The organism is Teredinibacter haidensis (assembly GCF_014211975.1).
Taxonomy (GTDB): Bacteria; Pseudomonadota; Gammaproteobacteria; order Pseudomonadales; family Cellvibrionaceae; genus Teredinibacter; species Teredinibacter haidensis.
This window is the reverse complement of the sequence record NZ_CP060084.1, coordinates 3,592,663-3,606,514: the sequence shown is the minus strand read 5'-3', so window position 1 is coordinate 3,606,514 and position 13,852 is coordinate 3,592,663. Positions and strand designations below refer to the sequence as shown.

Annotated in this window: 13 protein-coding genes; 8 read left to right on the top strand and 5 right to left on the bottom strand. The window is 49.8% G+C overall.

Going from position 1 to position 13,852, the window contains the following annotated elements:
* Positions 1-122: 122 nt before the first annotated feature.
* The gene (locus tag H5715_RS14440; RefSeq protein WP_075186993.1) at positions 123-647 is read left to right on the top strand and encodes a TIGR02444 family protein; all 525 of its coding nucleotides are present in this window, start codon (positions 123-125) and stop codon (positions 645-647) included.
* Positions 648-755: 108 nt separating this feature from the next.
* Here the strand turns inward: H5715_RS14440 and H5715_RS20425 are convergent, their stop codons facing one another.
* A complete protein-coding gene (locus H5715_RS20425; RefSeq protein WP_075186992.1) occupies positions 756-1,673 on the bottom strand; it encodes a hypothetical protein in 918 nt (305 codons plus the stop codon).
* Positions 1,674-2,164: 491 nt separating this feature from the next.
* Here H5715_RS20425 and bamJ point away from each other — a divergent pair, with 491 nt between their 5' ends.
* Entirely contained in the window at positions 2,165-2,956 is a 792-nt protein-coding gene (gene bamJ / locus H5715_RS14430; RefSeq protein ID WP_075186991.1) for a BamJ family beta-barrel-assembly machinery protein, read from the top strand.
* A 49-nt stretch (positions 2,957-3,005) separates the two neighbouring features.
* On the opposite strand, the gene H5715_RS14425 is transcribed toward bamJ, so the two are convergent.
* A complete protein-coding gene (locus tag H5715_RS14425) occupies positions 3,006-4,004 on the bottom strand; it encodes a WD40 repeat domain-containing protein (RefSeq protein WP_075186990.1) in 999 nt (332 codons plus the stop codon).
* A gap of 104 nt (positions 4,005-4,108) precedes the next feature.
* A complete protein-coding gene (locus H5715_RS14420; RefSeq protein WP_075186989.1) occupies positions 4,109-4,570 on the bottom strand; it encodes an Rsd/AlgQ family anti-sigma factor in 462 nt (153 codons plus the stop codon).
* Between the two features lie 261 nt (positions 4,571-4,831).
* On the opposite strand from H5715_RS14420, the gene H5715_RS14415 reads away from it, so the two are divergent.
* Positions 4,832-5,281 (top strand): flagellar basal body-associated FliL family protein, encoded by a 450-nt coding sequence (locus tag H5715_RS14415; protein WP_246434564.1) that lies wholly within the window; start codon positions 4,832-4,834, stop codon positions 5,279-5,281.
* Between the two features lie 14 nt (positions 5,282-5,295).
* On the opposite strand, the gene gshA is transcribed toward H5715_RS14415, so the two are convergent.
* Both gshA and H5715_RS14405 read right to left on the bottom strand, forming a co-directional pair.
* A complete protein-coding gene (gshA, locus tag H5715_RS14410) occupies positions 5,296-6,903 on the bottom strand; it encodes a glutamate--cysteine ligase (protein ID WP_075186988.1) in 1,608 nt (535 codons plus the stop codon).
* Positions 6,903-7,217: a hypothetical protein gene (locus H5715_RS14405; RefSeq protein ID WP_075186987.1), complete on the bottom strand. Its 315-nt coding sequence runs from the start codon at positions 7,215-7,217 to the stop codon at positions 6,903-6,905. Before H5715_RS14405 ends, gshA begins: the two co-directional genes overlap by 1 nt.
* 484 nt (positions 7,218-7,701) lie before the next feature.
* Here H5715_RS14405 and gspC point away from each other — a divergent pair, with 484 nt between their 5' ends.
* Genes gspC through gspG form a run of 5 tightly spaced genes read left to right on the top strand, consistent with a single transcriptional unit; the run spans position 7,702 to position 13,843 of the window.
* Positions 7,702-8,679 carry a type II secretion system protein GspC gene (gspC, locus tag H5715_RS14400; RefSeq protein WP_246434563.1) on the top strand — a complete coding sequence of 326 codons (978 nt, stop codon included), beginning with the start codon at positions 7,702-7,704 and terminating at the stop codon, positions 8,677-8,679.
* 16 nt (positions 8,680-8,695) lie between these two features.
* Positions 8,696-10,663 (top strand): type II secretion system secretin GspD, encoded by a 1,968-nt coding sequence (gene gspD, locus H5715_RS14395; RefSeq protein WP_075186986.1) that lies wholly within the window; start codon positions 8,696-8,698, stop codon positions 10,661-10,663.
* 12 nt (positions 10,664-10,675) lie between these two features.
* Complete coding sequence (gene gspE, locus H5715_RS14390; protein WP_083608148.1) at positions 10,676-12,145, top strand: type II secretion system ATPase GspE; 1,470 nt, start codon at positions 10,676-10,678, stop codon at positions 12,143-12,145.
* Positions 12,145-13,371: a type II secretion system inner membrane protein GspF gene (gspF, locus tag H5715_RS14385; protein ID WP_075186985.1), complete on the top strand. Its 1,227-nt coding sequence runs from the start codon at positions 12,145-12,147 to the stop codon at positions 13,369-13,371. Before gspE ends, gspF begins: the two co-directional genes overlap by 1 nt.
* 22 nt (positions 13,372-13,393) lie before the next feature.
* Entirely contained in the window at positions 13,394-13,843 is a 450-nt protein-coding gene (gspG, locus tag H5715_RS14380; RefSeq protein ID WP_075186984.1) for a type II secretion system major pseudopilin GspG, read from the top strand.
* Positions 13,844-13,852: the final 9 nt, after the last annotated feature.

Here is a 13,852-nt window from a genome sequence, read left to right as displayed (position 1 = left end):
CCATTTATTTTAGTGATGGGGTTAAAATGATCACTGGCTCTAAAGTTGACAACACACCGCTGGACGACGCTTAGCTCGCTGGCTTAGTCTCGTTATCCAAGATAGAGAAAAAAGAGGAAATCATGTCGACTCAGCCCTCTACAAACCTTTGGAGGGAATCTCTGTGGGACTATTCAGTTCGCGTATTTGCTCACAAGGATGTCGAGCCAATCGTACTTGGCTTACAAGACGACTACCATGCAAATGTCGATATCATTCTCTGGTGCTGCTGGCTGGAACAGGAGCGTATTTGTCTGTCGAAGGAAGCTCTGGATGAAGTACTGATATCGATTGACACAATCAATCAGGAGACTTTGATCAAGCTGAGGGAAGTGCGCAACCACTTGAAAAATGCGGGTACTTTCACTGCCGTTCAGGCGAAGGTGGTTTCCAAGCAGTTGGTCAATGCGGAGCTGATGATAGAAAAAGTTTTGATATCCCGTCTGCAGGATTTAACCCGTCGATTTGCGTATTTAATGAAAGACCCAAATGATCCTCTAGGCCTAGAATATTATCTGAGCTTTATGATGATCCCCGATGCGTCGAAAACCTCAAATTTAATTCGCTGCGGTACGCGCAGTGCGCGGAGGGTCTCAATAGCAGAATAGGGATTTGCTCTGTCGAAAACAAAAAAAGCCCGCTCTGAACTGACGGGCTTTTTTATGGGGTTTAGAAGGCCACTGCGCAAATCTTTTACAGCAGCCAGTTAGAGACGATTAGTTTTTGTCGTCACCAAACAGACTGCCAGAAGTTGGAGAGGTCGGTGTGCTTGGTTTTGGCTCTTCGGTTGTGGGCGTGGGTGCCGCTACAGCTACAGTGGGGGCCTCTACTTTTACTTCCGGCTTGGCTTCAACTGTTGGTGTTGCAGGCGCTGTTGGTTTGACAGCCTCTACCATCGCTGGCTTAACGGGGGTCGGTGCGGGTGTAGGGGCTTCAGCTTTTTTCTCTTCAACATTGGGTACAGGCTTAGGCTCTACGGGTTTTGTCGCTACAGCTGCTGGTGTGACGGCGGGTTTTACAACCGCAGGTTTAGCCGGTGCTTTCTTTGTAGCGGGTTTTGAATGGATAGCCTTTTTCGCGGGTGTTTTTTTTGCGGCTACTTTTGTTGTGGGTGCTTTCTTGGGAGCTGCTTTTTTAGCTACCACTTTTTTTGCCGGCGCCTTTGCTTCTGCTGGTTTTACTGCAAGCTTGGTCGCGGCTACCTTGGGCTTACGTTTGATCGGCTTACGTTTACTTGTAAGTGCTTTTTCAGCCTTTGCGGCGATTTTTGCTAGGTTTGTTGCATGAGTTAGAGCTTGCTTGGCATCACTTTGGATTGCTTTCGCTTGATCCAATACTGCTTTTACTTCAGCCGTCGATGAGCGTTGAGCACTGAGGGCCTCTTTCGCTTTTACTAAACGGGCTGTTGTTGCTGCTGTTTTCTTGTTTGCGACAGCCGCTGCGGCTGCTTTCACTTTAGATTGCAGGCTGCCGAGTTTGGTTTTGGCTTTCGTCAGGTTTGCTGTAGCTGATTTGACAGCTTTGTCGGCAGTAGCCAGTTTCGTTGTACGCGCAGCATCGAGCTGTGAGGATAACTTAGCAATTTGCGTTTCAAGATCGGCAATAGGGTTTAGAGGTTTCTTTTTTGCGGCCATGGCTTAGTACCTGAAAGTGTTCTTATTTGAGAGAAAGGACAAGGGCGGAAAAATAATAACTGCGTTTTCAATCAAATTGTACACATTTTGAGTGCAATTTGATTTGAAGTGCGGTTTTTCTTTGGAAATTTTGAATACGGGCTTGTACCACAAGGTATATTAGCCGCAATAAGGGTACCGCGCGGAGAGTAGAAAGCATAGCCCACGTTTTGCATACGGGTTCACATCGGTGTCATGCGTGGCAACGATACTGAACAAATTTGAACGTTAACCGCAGTCGCTTGCTGGAGCCGCAGTTCGGGCTTGGGTATACTGCCTGCGCAACCGGGAAATAATTGGGAAAATTGGCATATTGGGTGATGTTAAATAATCGCCAATTCTCGTATTGTTTCTCTCCATTAGGGTATGTGTGACTTATAGGCATACGCGATAACTGGCTGTGTAGCGTGGTAACAGGCTGCAATAGTCCCTGGCGATAACAGGAAATCATAATGAAAAAAATCACATTAGTAGCCATTGCTGCAGCTGCGGTATTCGTAGCGGGCTGTAACAAAGAAGACGTAGCGGTAGAACCCAAAATAGAAACCCTGGATGAGAAGATGAGTTACTTCATGGGCCATAGTATGGCGAGCCAGGCAAAAACCGTTGAGTTTAATTTACATCCAGAGCTGGTTGCTTTGGCAATTAAAGATGTACAAGGCGGTGCAGAGGAGCGTTTTACTGAAGAACAAATGCGCGCAACCGTAACGACTTTCCAAACCGAGCAAAAAGCCAAGCGTGAAGCGTTTATGGCCAAGCGTAAGGAAGAGGCCGTTAAATTGGCAGAGACTAATACCGTAGCCGGTACGGCATTTTTGACTGAAAATGGTCAGAAGGAAGGTGTTGTAACGACCGAGTCTGGATTGCAGTATAAAGTTGAGCGTGAAGGCGCAGGTCCAAAGCCTAAGGCGCAAGATAAAGTGTTGGTTAACTACCGAGGTACTACGTTGGAAGGCGAAGAGTTCGATAGCTCCTATTCCCGTGGTGAACCTTCAGAGTTTCGTGTTGGTGGTTTGATTAAAGGATGGATTGAAGCGCTGCAGTTAATGCCAGTGGGATCCAAGTGGACACTGTATATTCCAGGTAGCCTGGCATACGGAGAGCAGGGAATTCCAAACCGTCAAAATGGTGGTTTTGATATTGAGCCTAATAAGTTGCTGGTATTTGAAATGGAACTGTTGGAAATCAATCCAACCAAGAAGGCTGTAGAAGCTCCAGCAGAAGAAAAACCTGCTGCAGAATAAAGAGAAGAGAAGTTAAAAGCGCCCGGCTAATGTCCGGGCGCTTTTATTTTTAGCGCCTTTTAAGGCGATGAATAAATCCGTTTGAGGCGACCGCGAAAATTTCCCCTTCTTGCTCGTTAAAGGCGACGGCGGCAACAGCCGCACCGGTTGGTTTCCATTTGTCGCGTTTGGGGAGTTTCCAGCGCTCGATTTCTACCGCTTCAGGTAGCTTCCAAAGCTGTACAATTTGATCGGGTCTTCCGGTTAGCAGGTATTCGTTATTTTCACTGAAGGCGGCGGTGGTAAAGCTTAGGCCGCGCTTTAAGTGTTGAGCACGCAATGGAACTTCAGCAATAAACTCTCCACTGCGGGCTTGCCACAGTAAGGCCTTATCATACTTGCTCACGGATAATGCGATTGAGCCATCGTTCGACAATTTTACCAGCTGCACTTCGTTGTCGTGCTTGATACGGGTAATGGCCGCCCCTGAGCTGGTGTCCCAAAGCGTTGCGCTGTAATCTTCGCTACCGGTAAGCGCAAGTTTGCCATCAGCGCTTAAATCGACGCTGCGCACGCGATTGCTGTGTTTGAAGGTTTGTTTAATTCCGCCCCGACGAATATCGAATAGAACTGCTGAGTGGTCGCTGAGGCCCAGGAGCGCAGAGTTGGCGCCGGGGCCGAGTTCAACATCTAAAATTTCGCCTGGGGCTGTCCAGTAGCGAATACCCTCCCCACTGTGTACGTCCCACAAAACGAGTGTGGCGGGTTCCGCTGTCAAGGCCCAGTTGCTATCTCGAGAAAAGTCGGCGGCAACAAGGGTAGAGAGCGTCTCGCTGCTGTGGTTCCAATTGAACACGCGTTCCTTGGTGCCTAAGCGCCACATACTGCCACCATGGTGAATGGAGCCTACCACCGCTAGCGAGCCGTTATCGTTTAATGCCGCTGCATGCATTCCTTTTGCGGCAACTTCCAGCGATTCTACAGGGGCTTGTGGTTGTTCACAGGCTTGCAGTAGTAGCGCGGTTGCACAAGTGATAATCAGCCGGTGTTTGTTTGTTAAGGGCTTCATGGTGACGCTATTCTTTTTGTTGGTGTGTTCTTGGTTTGAGGCTTACAAAAAGAATAGCAGGTGCCGAAAGAAAGGGGTTGTTTGTTCGTGGAAATGTTGCGTTGTTAATTGACGCTGTCGTTGTGAGCCGTATGTAAAACGCTTATGGCTCTGTCTTCTGCCTCAAATCGCGTAGCGAACGTTTCTCCCAGTTGAGATAGGTCGCTGTGCAGTGATTCCAGATCGTCAATTTCCTGATACTTGTCGTTAAAGTCGAGAATGAGTTCGGTGGTTTTGTCCACTGTGGCAAAAAGCTTTTTTGCCTGACTCAGTGCGGTTTCATCACCAAAATCTTTCCCTTCTTGAGTGAGCTGATCGTAAATTTCAAAGTGGCCAGCAGAAACGTAGTCGACCATAAGTTGACACATTGAACGCAGTAGCTCCCCAGTACCGTGAAGGGGGTCTTCTGCCATTTCGGATAGTTGACAGTAGATAACCAGCACTTGCTGTCGTTCGTTTAGCCAGCGGTCAATGATGTCGGTTACGCCACCCCAGCGCTCTTGCGCTGTTTTACAGTTGTCGAGCATATTTCAGTATATCCAAGTGGTTAATCAGCAGGTTTCAAGATAGGCGATAAGTGAGTGAAGGGCAAGCATAGTAGCACCGGTATAGAGCATATTTGTAGTAAAGATTCATATAACTTTAAGTATGCTTATTTGCGTGAAACAATGATTTAAGATCTGGAACCCAGGTGGTCTCCGTCGATTCAAATTAGGCAATGCTGCAGGTGCTTAATAGTGGGAATGGGCTATGCTTTTGATAGGTAATTTAATTCAGGTGGCGGTGAAATGCGTGTATTAGCAGGTTTTCTATTCGGGGTTGTACTGGCGTTGTCGATGCTGATACAGCCGGTTTTCGCGGAGGATGAAGAGGTCGATGCAGCGGTGGCGGAGGGTGATGAGGTCGCGCCACCACCGGCCGCGATTTATCTCCCTCTTAAGCCTGCGTTTGTTGTTAATTATGGCGGTGCCGGGAAATTGAAATATATCAAAGCAGAAGTGTCGGTGCGCCTGGATTCATCCGATGCGGCCAACTCAGTGAGGCACCACCTGCCCTATATTCGCAATAACCTCGTGATGCTGTTTGCAAGCCAGACCAACGAATCGCTTGACTCGCAGGTAGGAAAGGAGGCCTTGCGCCAGGATGCCCTGGCGGAAATCCGTAAAATTTTAATGCAGGAAGACGGGCAGGAAGGTGTTGTCGATGTTTTTTTTAACACGTTAATTGTTCAGAAGTAACCCATTCTTAAGCTCTATTCCATAAAGCTACCGCAGCAGCGTCGGTACTGGCGGTAGTAGCGAGTGAGAAATTCATCGAAATCGAGCTGGCTGTTGGACTCCAGTGCTACCTGTTCAGCTTCCGATTCCAGAGCCATGCTTTCCATTCGTTGTTGCACATTTTCAGAGAGTGGTTGCGCCAGCATTTGCTGCTGGTGATCCTTGGATTGCTGCAGTGCGAAAGCGGCGTAATCCAGTTTCTTTTCTTTCATAATGTCCAAAAGTTGAGCTGATGGCGTCAGGCCCGGATTCTCGAGTTTCTTTCGCTGCCGTTTGAGGCTGTCGCTAAACGCGCGATTTTTATGTGCTCCGTCCATTAGTTCTGCCACCGGCTCCATAGCGTTCAGTAGCTCGGTTCCCCACGCCGAAAGACTTATCTCTCCCTTTTGGGGGTGTTCTAGGCTAACCCCGGGCTTACGTCCTTGAGTGACAGCTGTTTTTTGGTTTCGCAAAATGGTTGTGGCTTCATTGCAGTCGGTGGGAGGGCTGTCTTTAAGTGCGCAGTAAATAAGGAATGTGTCGAGAAAACGAATCTGTTCGGCACCGATTCCCAATGGGTTAAATGGGTCGACATCCAGGCAGCGCACTTCAATATATTCCACACCGCGATTGTCCAGCCCGGCCAGAGCTGTTTCGCCGTGGTGTGTGGTTCGCTTTGGGCGGATAGAGCTATAAAATTCGTTTTCTATTTGTAGTAGGCCGGTATTGAGTTGTTGGTGATAACCTTCTTTACTCTTAACACCTATCGCTTCATAGGCGGCATGGGGCTGCGTTATTGCCGCGCAAAGTGATTCGATATAGCTCTTTTTGGTGTTGTAGCAAACGTAGAGTGATTCCTGTGCGCCGCTCTGGTAACCAAGATCGCCCATCCGTAATGAGGTGGCGTAGGGTAGGTGTAGTGTGTGCTGCAGGTCGTCCAGCGGCAACAAGTTGTGGTGACGCTCGCCAATAAACGATTTGCATAGGGCTGGGGAGGCGCCAAAGAGGTAGATTAGCAGCCAGTAGTGGCGGCGAAAATTTCGAATTAGCCCAAAGTAGCGTTGGTTCTTGTATTCTTGAATATCGAGAAAACTGTTGTCTCTGCGCGATAGAAACGCCCAAAAGGCGTTGGGCATTGAAAAGTTGTAGTGCAGTCCTGCCACGGTTTGCATTGCCCGCCCATAGCGATGTCCAAGGCCTATGCGATAGATGGTTTTCATCTGGCCGTTGTTGGAATTACCGTAGCGAGCGACCGGAATGTCCCGGTCGGCCCCGAGGGCACAGGGCATGCTGTGATACCAGAGCTGCTCATCCGCCGGTAATTTGCTGGCAGTGTAGCGTTGTAATATATCCAACTGTGCGAGCAAATCCGTAATGGTATGGCTGGGCGGGGTAATAAATTCCAGCAGTGCTTCGCTGAAATCCGTTGTAATTTGGGGATGGGTCAGCGCCGAACCAAGGGTTTCCGGGTGCGGGGAGAGGCTGATTTTACCGTCTGTGGTTACCCGTAGGCTCTCCCTCTCGGCTCCGCGAAGAATGCCCGTTAAAAAAGATGCGTTACGACTATCCGATAGCTCATGGGGAAGGTCTTCTATGGAGAACACTATGCTGGCCCCTGTTGTGACGGTGGTTGGACGGTTTGTGGCGGAAGCTCGGTGGGGGTGTTGGATTCCACTTCGGTCGTCTGCCCATCAATGGTTGGCGAGGGTAATTTTAGCAGGCCTTTTTCGTTTACTTCCAACTTGCAGATGCGGGCGCGCAGGTCTGGATTCTTCACTGTTAGCTCGACGATTTGATTGATAGCCTCGTCTCTATGTACCGCTCGATATACGCTGCGGTTATCTTCGCCCTGGCTCCATCCGCCGGATTTCTCAAGAAATTGTTGATGTTGGTTGCGGATAACGTAGATCTGGTTCATACGGCAGTGCTCGAAAACGACAAATTAAGGTGATTTTTTAAACAGACATTCCCTGATAATCAAGGCGAGCGGACAAGCATACAAAGCTGTCTGGGTTTGCTCAAGCCAAAAATGGTGGCGTGATTTGGAAAAACAAGTGTATTCGAACGCATTGCCGGGTGAGGTGGGCCGCAATTGTGAAAAAAACGAGAAATCCCATAGCCCTGACATACCATTCCTCATTCAGCCTGTATAAACTACGGCACTTATTCGGCTGATCCCGGGCATTTTTGCTGGAGTTCTGCTGTGATTGAAGGTAGTTAATAACAACAAAACGAAGACTGTGGTTCGTGTATCTCTGTTCCACTGAGTCAAGCGTCAATTGGGGGTAACCACTATGAGCCCCGCGCAATGTCTTATCGAGGGTTGTTCCTACCGCTTAAATTGATTAGGTAATCATGGCTCGTCCAGCGGGCGGGTGAAATAAAATTTTTGGAGAAATTTGGTGACAGCTCAGCTAGCTGATAATCCGGTTTTTGTGACAGCAAGCCGCTACTGGCAAATGTCCCTGGCCTATTTAAAGTCACTTCCGCTCAATGTGTGGCGGAATGGTTTGCTTGTGCTGTCTGCTTTATGGTTGTGTCACAGTTTGGCCGGTTTTTTCTGGCTGCTTTTCCCCGTTCCTGAAATGGCCCAACCCACTCGCTTTGCTGAACCCGCTAGTGATAAAGGTGCGACGGCTACTGGGGTTCAGGTAGATATAACTAAGCTGCAAGGGCTCAAGTTGTTTGGCGATGCTGGGGATGTTTCGGTAGAGGATCTTCAGCCAATAGAAAGTTCATCAGCCGACATTGCAGTGGATGAGGATGCCGAGACCACCGGTTTGAGTTTGCAGCTCCACGGTGTAATTTCCAGCGAAAACCAGCAGCTGGCGCGGGCGATTATTGACTTTGGCAGTGATCAGGCGCTGTATCGCATAGGTGAAGAAATTAGTAAAAACCGTGGAGTTAAACTGGCCAAGGTTATGGAGCAGCGAGTCATTCTGGATAACAACGGCAAGTTTGAATCTCTGTGGTTGTATTCGGAAGAGGATTTTAAAAAGTCTGCCGGTTCGCGTAAAAAACAGCATAAAGTCTCGCGTAGTAGTGGCGATGACCGCGCAACGAAGCGCGTGGAACCGATTAAAAAGAGCATAGCGGCCGCTCAGATTCCCAAAACGATTAGCGATGTCGTGCGTTTTAGTGTGCACCGCGAAGACGGGAAAATGGTGGGCTATAAAGTGCGGCCTGGCCGCGATCAGAGTTTGTTTGAGCAGGTGGGGCTGAAATCTGGTGATATCGTCACCAATGTGAACGGCCGAGAAATGACAGACCCGAAACAATTACGGGATGTCTATCAGGATCTTAAAACCGCAACCGAAGCTAGTTTGAGTGTGCGTCGCGGTGAACAAGAAATACCAATAACGATTAGAGTTGATAATTAATACAGGTGGGTAAACCGTGTTAAAGCATTTTGGCTTCGTCCTGTGTGTGGCGATATTGTCTGTTCCAGGCATAGTGAGTGTACAAGCTCAGGGAACTCAGAACGAGCAGACCTGGACCGTAAACTTCAAGGATTCCGATATCCATGAGGTGATTAAATTTGTCGCCGAAGTGACCGGGAAAACATTGGTGATAGACCCCAGGGTCAAGGGGCGAGTGAAAGTGATTTCGCAAAAGGCGCTTACCGAGCGTCAGTTGATGGAGCTGTTTCGCTCTGTACTCGAAGTTCATGATTTCACTTTGATAGAAGTCGGCAGTGTGGTGCGCGTTGTGCCGCTGAAAGATGCCCGTTCGTCACCTCTGCCGGTTAAGGACAAAACAGATATCGATGATGGGTATGTCACTCAGGTCATTCAGCTGAAAAACATTGCCGCCGCTAAAGTGTTACCGGTGATTCGTCCGCTGGTACCGCAGCACTCTCACCTTGCCGCCTACGACCCCAGTAATGCCATTGTGGTTTCTGATACCGCCGCCAATATTGAGCGCATTAAAGAAATTATCGACAAAATTGATACAGCTGCTCTACCCACGACCGAAGTGATAGAGCTTCGCTATGCGGATGCCGACAGCCTAGTGGCAACCTTGGTCAAACTTGATCGTGCGGGGAGTAAAGGTGCTCCACCCTCGAACCAGCTGCAGATGGTGGCAGATAAGCGCAATAATGCGATTTTAATCAGCGGTGAAGACTTACAACGCCAGCGTGCTAAAAAATTGATTAAACGCCTGGATCGACCACAAATTCAAACCGGTAATGTCCGCGTGGTGTATCTGGAATACGCCACGGCGAAAGATGTTGCCACGGTGCTCAGTAAAGTTGTACAAAATATGATGCGCATGGGTCCTGGCGGAGACAAAAAGGGGGGGGCATCGAAACAGGGGGCAACCGTTGAAGCCGATGAAGCGACCAATGCGCTGTTGATCACCGCAGAAGGCGATATCCTCGACTCGTTGTTGTCCGTTGTTGAGCGATTGGATATTCGCCGTGCTCAGGTGCTGGTGGAAGCCATCATTGTGGAAATGACCTTAGGTGAAAAAGAGAGCATCGGCATCGAGTGGATGTTCCAGAATACGACTGAAGGGATTATTGGGGCCTCTACCGGTGCTGGCAATGCCGCAGGCGTCGCTACTGCCATTTTCAGTAATGCCGAAGAAGCAACCTCGACGCTGGCTGCTGCGCTGGGTTCGAATCAGGGAGAATCTTTGGGTATTGTCGGCAATACCGGCGGTGAGGAGTTTATTGCTCTCATTAACCTGTTGAAATCCAATAATAACGCCAACATTCTCTCCACCCCAACCCTGTTAACCATGGACAACAACGAAGCGATGATCTCTGTTGGCCAGAATGTACCTTTCGTGACAGGTGCCTACACTAACGCCGGGGGTAATGGTGGCAGCAACCCGTTCCAAACTATTCAGCGTGAAGATGTGGGTATTTCTCTGACGGTTACCCCCCATGTAAACGAAGGAGACAAGGTCATCATGGATATCCAGCAGGAAATTTCCAGTGTGGATAACGGGGCAGCGGTGAGCGCTTCCGACGTGATTACCAACCAGCGTAAAGTTGAAACCCAGGTCATGGCCAAAGATGGCGAGATTATTGTGTTGGGTGGCCTTATCCGTGATGAAGTTCAAGCGGGGGAGCGCCGCGTGCCGGTTCTGGGCAGTATTCCTGTACTTGGCCGTCTGTTTCGTTCGAACACCTCCAACGTTACTAAATCTAACCTTATGATCTTTATTCGTGCAACCATTGTTCGTGACGATGAGACGCTTGAAGGTGCTACCGCAGACAAGTACCGCTATATTCGCGATCTGCAGATGATGCAGCGTGATCAGAAGTTGCTGGATATTCCCGAAGAAATGCTACGCATGTTGCCCGAATGGGAACAGCAGAATGGAAAGTCCGAAGATCAACAGGACGAGGAATAAGAGGTTGTTGTCGTGAGTGAAGAAACTGCCTTAGTCGAAAACCGCCTGCCGTTTTCGTTCGCCAGCACCTATGGGGTGATGTTGGAAGAGGGTAAGGTACTGCACCGACCCGGCATCTCGGCGCAAACGTTAATAGAGGTGCGTCGCCATCTGAACCGCCCGTTTGAAATGGAAGAGTTGGACATTGAGGTGTTCAAGGCTCGTCTGGCTAGGGTGTATCAAAGTACCGATGGCGAGGCGCTACAAGCGGTTGAAGATATGGGCGCGGAGTTTGATCTTACCGCCTTGGTTGACGACATTCCCGAAGACAGCGAGCTCTTATCCGGTGATGGTGACGCCCCAGTTATTCGTTTGATCAACGCGGTTCTCTCCCAGGCGGTACAGGAGAAAGCCTCGGATATTCACGTCGAACCCTACGAAGATCGCGTATCCATTCGCTTCCGTGTTGACGGTATTTTGGCCGAAGTGCTCTCCCCCAAGCCGCAGTTGGCCCCTGTGTTGGTCTCTCGCTTGAAGGTAATGGCGAGGTTGGACATTGCCGAAAAACGCATTCCCCAAGATGGTCGCATTACCGTAAAACTGGCGGGTCACGCGGTGGATATTCGTGTCTCCACCATTCCTTCTGCCCACGGCGAGCGAGTGGTATTGCGATTGCTCGACCAAGCGGCTGGCCAGCTGTCGCTAAAACAGCTGCGTATGCCCGGGGAGATTCAGGCCGGATTCGAGCATGCCTTGGTAAAACCCCACGGAATTATTCTGGTTACCGGGCCAACGGGCTCCGGTAAAACGACATCGCTGTATGCCGGCCTTAGTCATTTGAACACCCGCGCCCGTAACATTCTTACGGTCGAAGACCCTATCGAATATCTGCTTCCCGGCATCGGTCAGACTCAGGTCAATACCAAGGTCGATATGACCTTTGCCCGTGGCCTGCGTGCCATTTTGCGTCAGGATCCCGATGTGGTGATGATCGGTGAGATCCGCGATCAGGAAACGGCTTCCATTGCGGTGCAGGCGAGTTTGACGGGGCACTTGGTTCTGTCGACACTGCACACCAACACTGCTATTGGTGCAGTCACCCGCTTGCAAGACATGGGCGTAGAACCCTTCCTGTTGTCATCTAGCCTTGAGTGTTTGATGGCTCAGCGATTGGTGCGCATGCTGTGTGAACATTGTAAGGACGCGTACGTTTCAACCGAATCCGAGGCGGTACGGCTGGGGATTGTTGAAGGCGAAACTATCTTCCGGGCTAAAGGCTGTAATCACTGCAATAACTCGGGTTATCGTGGTCGAGCGGCTTTGTACGAAATTATTCCTGTCGATGATCAGCTACGTCAGTTGATTCACGAGGGGGCTGGTGAGCAAGTCATGCTGGCGCATGCGCGAACTTATTCCAAATCTATCGACCAGAGTGGCCGCGAGAAGGTGCTTAACGGTGAGACTAGTGTTGAAGAAGTGCTGCGAGTAACGGCGGTCTCCTGATGGGTGCGTATAGCTATCAGGCGCTGGACGTCAAGGGAAAGAAAGTAAAGGGAGTCCTTGAGGGTGATTCCGAGCGCCATGTTCGCACCCAGTTGCGAGCCAAACAACTAAAACCTCTAAATGTTAAAACCACGCGCGAAAGAGTAAGAGGTAGCAAGGAGTCCAAACTAAGCTTCTCTTTTGGTCGCCCACATATGGGTTACCGCGATGTATCTCTGGTTACGCGGCAGCTAGCATCCCTTATTCAGTCGGGCTTGCCCTTGGACGAGGTGCTTGCTTCGACCGCCAAACAAAGCCGAAAGCCGGCGGCCAAAACCATAATTTTACAGGTGCGTTCGCGAGTGATGGAGGGCCTAAGCCTGGCCCAGGCGCTGGCTGAAATGCCCAAAGTTTTCGATAACCTCTATCGCGCGATGGTGCGTGCCGGAGAGTCCTCGGGTTATCTTGGCCCTGTATTAGAACAGTTGGCGGACTATACCGAGCGTACCCAGGAGGCCAAGCAGAAGTTGAAAATGGCCATGGTTTATCCGGTCATTATGCTATTGGTGAGCATCACGGTTGTAACGCTGATGATGGTGAAAGTAGTGCCACAGCTGGTTGGTATGTTTGAGCGAAACAAGCAGGATCTGCCCGCCGTAACCGAATTTTTGATTGGCGCCAGCAATTTCCTGGTGAATTACGGCGTCTTCGTGTTGATCGCCATTGTCGCTGCCATAGTGGCGTTTAATTCTCTGATCAAAGAGGAAGGGCGCAAGCGAAAGTGGCACGCTATTGTGTTGCGTTTACCGGTCGCGGGCAATCTTGTTTTACAGGCTGAGAGTGCGCGTTATGCCAGCACGTTGGGCTTACTGGCCAACAGTGGTGTGCCGTTGCTGGAGGCCCTGCGGATTGCGGCTCAGGTTTTAAGTAATAAGCAGTTGCAGCGGGCGAGCGCAGAAGTGGCGGTGATGGTACAGGAGGGGTCTAGCCTGAACAAAGCACTGGATTCTGTCGGTGTTTTTCCTCCGCTACTGGTGCAAATGGCGGCCAGCGGTGAAGCGAATGGTCGGCTGGCAGAACAGTTGGAACATGCAGCACGGAACCAGGAACGCGAGCTGGAATTTACTGTTAATACCGCTCTGGGTTTAATGGAGCCTTTAATGGTACTGCTTATGGGCGGCATGGTGACCTTTATCGTACTGGCGATTCTGCTGCCTATTTTCCAGATGAACCAATTAATACATTAATCGTTAGCAAGCGAGAATAATTATGAACGTTGTTAATCGAAGCCGCGGCTTCAGTCTTATTGAAATCATGGTCGTATTGGTAATTATGGGCCTTTTAGCCTCCATTGTTGCCCCCAATGTGATGGACGCCCTTTCCAGCAGTAAGATACAAAAAGTACAGGCTGATTTTGCCAATATTGAAACCGCACTGAAAATGTACAAGTTGGATAACTTTATTTACCCGACGACCGAGCAAGGTCTGGAAGCATTGGTCTCGCGCCCTACCTCCTCGCCTGAACCGAAAAACTGGCGTAAGGGCGGCTATCTGCCGGAAATGCCAATGGATCCTTGGCAGAGTGGTTATTTGTATTCAAGCCCTGGCGATACCAAGCCCTATGAAATTTATACCCTGGGCGCCGATGGTGTGCGAGGCGGTGAAGACGAAGCGGGGGACATCAACAATTGGGATCAGCCTGCGGGAAATAATGAGTAAGTCGGAAAT

Excerpts from the sequence above, each read along its gene's own strand:
- H5715_RS14440 (WP_075186993.1), top strand. The coding sequence starts at position 123 with ATGTCGACTCAGCCCTCTACAAACCTTTGGAGGGAATCTCTGTGGGAC.
- H5715_RS20425 (WP_075186992.1), bottom strand. The coding sequence starts at position 1,673 with ATGGCCGCAAAAAAGAAACCTCTAAACCCTATTGCCGATCTTGAAACG.
- bamJ (WP_075186991.1), top strand. The coding sequence starts at position 2,165 with ATGAAAAAAATCACATTAGTAGCCATTGCTGCAGCTGCGGTATTCGTA.
- H5715_RS14425 (WP_075186990.1), bottom strand. The coding sequence starts at position 4,004 with ATGAAGCCCTTAACAAACAAACACCGGCTGATTATCACTTGTGCAACC.
- H5715_RS14420 (WP_075186989.1), bottom strand. The coding sequence starts at position 4,570 with ATGCTCGACAACTGTAAAACAGCGCAAGAGCGCTGGGGTGGCGTAACC.
- H5715_RS14415 (WP_246434564.1), top strand. The coding sequence starts at position 4,832 with ATGCGTGTATTAGCAGGTTTTCTATTCGGGGTTGTACTGGCGTTGTCG.
- H5715_RS14405 (WP_075186987.1), bottom strand. The coding sequence starts at position 7,217 with ATGAACCAGATCTACGTTATCCGCAACCAACATCAACAATTTCTTGAG.
- gspF (WP_075186985.1), top strand. The coding sequence starts at position 12,145 with ATGGGTGCGTATAGCTATCAGGCGCTGGACGTCAAGGGAAAGAAAGTA.
- gspG (WP_075186984.1), top strand. The coding sequence starts at position 13,394 with ATGAACGTTGTTAATCGAAGCCGCGGCTTCAGTCTTATTGAAATCATG.